Raw genomic sequence first — 2201 nt, 5'->3', positions numbered from 1 at the left:
CTCCAACCCTGCATCGGCCCGGTCAGGCGATAGCTGGTGTGCAGGCTGAACTGGTCTTCCGGCTCCAGCGTGGAGACCTTGGTGGACTGCTGGCGTGCGATCTTGTGCGCGTAACCGCCCTGCACCTGCCAGCCCGGCGCGACCTGGCCGGACATCTCCAGCTCGTAGCCCTTGGTGCGCACGCCCATCAACCCGCGATAGGCGATCCCGCCGCTCGGAGTGAGCCCGCCGGTGGGTTCGGCGAAGTTGTCCTGGTCCAGCTGGAACACCGCTGCGCTGGCGTTGAAGCGGCCGTCGAAGAACTCCGCCTTCAGGCCCGCTTCGTAGCTGCGCCCTTCCAGCGGGTCGAGCACCCTGCCCTGCTCATCCTGGTTGCCCTGCGGCTTGAAGATGGTGCTGTAGCTGGCGAACACCGAGAAGTTGCGGTTGAGGTCATAAACCAGGCCCGCGTACGGCACGATCACGCCACTTTCGTCGGTGTCCGGCGATTTATAGTTGGCGATGCGGCTGCCGACGATCAGCTTGAGCGGATCGGCCAGGTCGAAGCGACCCACCACGTAGGCACCGCTCTCGCGGGTGATCTGGTCATCGCCGTAACCCCACTGCCAGTCCGGCTCGGGCACATCCCCGGTCCAGGCGTAGTAGTCGGCCACAGCGGTCGCGTAGCCCGGCTGCGGCGAGTAACCGTTGTTGATCCAGTGCTTGCGCGACACGCTGCCACCGACCACCAGCTCGTGCTCGCGCCCGAACCACTCGAACTTGCCGCTCACATACAGATCAGCCGCGTTGCTGGTGGTCTCGCCGACGTACTTGCCCACCCACATGCTCACGCCCGCGCCGGTCACCGGGTCGGGATTGCCACCGGCCGCCGCGCCCAGCGGGGCGTCGTAGCCGTTGACCTGGTGGTTGAGCTGCAGCTTGGCCACCCAGTCGTTGCCAAAGGTGTGTTCGAGCGTGGCGAAGGCGGTGCGGCTGTACTGCGCCCAGCTGCTCCAGCGCGCCCCGTTGTTGAACGAACGCGGCATGTTGTTGAAGTTGCCCTGGCTGTCCAGCAGCGGAATGCCACCCCAGCTGGAGCCCTGCGGATCGCTGTCCTGGTAGTCGGCGCCGACGGTGAGCAGCGTGTTGTCGGTGAGGTCGGCCTCGAGGATGCCGTAGAACACCTGGTTGGTGCGCTGGTAGTGGTCGACGTTGGAGTGCTTGTCCTGGTAAGCGGCAACCGCACGACCGCGCACGCGCCCGCTCTCGGTCAGCGGCCCGCCGACATCGAACTCGGCGCGATAGCTGTCCCATGCGCCGGCGCCCAGCGTGGCACTGCCGGCCAGTTCGCGGGTGGGCTTCTTGCGCACCAGGTTGATGGTCGCGCCCGGATCGCCCATGCCGGTCAGCAGGCCAGTAGCGCCCTTGAGCACTTCGACGCGATCGTAGATGGCCATGTCGCTGAGCGTATTGCCCGCCGAGTACGCCGAGTCGCGCGCCATCGGAATGCCGTCGTACTGGAAGTTCTGCACGGCAAAGCCGCGCGCGTAGTACTCGGTGCGTTCGCTGTCGTAAGTGACGATGCTGATGCCGGGGGTGACCTTCATGACATCGTCGATGCCGTTGAGGCCGAAGTCGTTCATTTCCTGCCGCGTGATCACGCTGATCGACTGCGGTGTCTGGCGCGGACTCAGCACCAGCCGGGTGGCGGTGGCGATCGTGCCGGGCGTGTAGGAATCACTGCCTTCGGTGACGGTACCCAGCTGGTTGGCGGTGACCTGCACCGTCTGCAGGGTCTGCGCGGCATCCTGCTTCGGTGGCGCCGGCGCCTCTTCGGCCTGTGCAGCGGCGGCAAACAGGGCCAAACCCAGCACGCCGGCCATCGCCTGGCTCAGCGGGGACATCTGCGGCAGCGACGAACGATCGGCACGACGGCGACCCGCAAGGGCCTGGGCAACACGAATCGGAGCAACGGACACGGCAACGCCTCCAGAAAGGAAAGAAAATCCTCTGGCGGCGGCTCGAGGTAAAGGGAGTGCCGGGCGAGCAGTGCATCGCCGCGGCGGCAGCGGCATTCTACGCCACTGGCGCGATTGCGACACCTGGCAGGTGACCGGCCTGCGGTGGTGCTGCGAGACGGTCCGCGCACTACGGGTCGCCAGGCGCACGCAGGCAGAATCGGCCGGCAAACAGCCAAAGAAAAAGGTTCTTCGCGGGTTACC

At 66.3% G+C, this 2201-nt stretch carries 1 protein-coding gene; it reads right to left on the bottom strand.

Translation table 11 applies throughout. From position 1 onward, the window contains the following. Positions 1-1883: TonB-dependent siderophore receptor (locus tag ACXJKH_RS19025; protein ID WP_457321715.1), on the bottom strand; the 1883-nt coding region annotated here is incomplete at its 3' end. Positions 1884-2201: the final 318 nt, after the last annotated feature.

Source organism: Stenotrophomonas sp. P5_B8 (genome assembly GCF_054049855.1).
The sequence above is the reverse complement of the archived record's forward strand: the minus strand, read 5'-3'. Positions and strand labels throughout refer to the sequence as shown.